This is a genomic window from Pseudomonas sp. 30_B (assembly GCF_017491605.1).
Classification (GTDB): domain Bacteria; phylum Pseudomonadota; class Gammaproteobacteria; order Pseudomonadales; family Pseudomonadaceae; genus Pseudomonas.
The window spans coordinates 1-562 of sequence record NZ_JAFGYY010000131.1 but is presented as its reverse complement, the minus strand read 5'-3'; the positions used below and the strand labels follow the sequence as shown (position 1 = coordinate 562).

Genomic DNA, 562 nt, shown 5'->3' with positions numbered 1-562 from the left:
GATCAGCGGTACCGGCACTGCCGGCGACACCATCACCGTGTACGCCAAGGACAGCACCGGCAACCACAAGATCGGCACGGCTACCGTGGGCGCCGATGGCACCTGGTCGATGCAGCCGTCGAACGCATTGGTATCGGGTCTGAACGACCTGACCGCGGTGGAGTCCGATCCGGCAGGCAACGCCACTGAGCCGAGCGCGAAGTACAGCATCGACCTGATGACTGGCAAGCCGCAGGCACCGACCATCGAAAGCGTCTTCGACGATGTAGGGCCGTACACCGGCTTCCTGCAGAAGGGCGACGTGACCGACGACACCCAGCCGACCTTCAAGGGCACCGCGGAAGCGGGCTGCACCGTCAAGCTGTACGACGGCAGCACCCTGATCGGCAGCGGCCAGGCCGATGCCAACGGCAAGTGGGAAATCACCACCAGCGCTCTGGCCGATGGCCTGCACAACGTCACCGCGACCGCGACCAACACCGTAGGCCAGGTCAGCGAGCCGACCGGTGTCTGGAACTTCAGCGTCGACACCAGCAAGCCGGCCAACGTGACCGACCTGCTC

At 65.3% G+C, this 562-nt stretch carries 1 protein-coding gene; it reads left to right on the top strand.

What is annotated here, in order from left to right; all coding sequences use genetic code 11:
* The coding region (locus J5M67_RS27575) for an Ig-like domain-containing protein (protein ID WP_243434916.1) at positions 1–562 on the top strand (562 nt) is incomplete at both ends.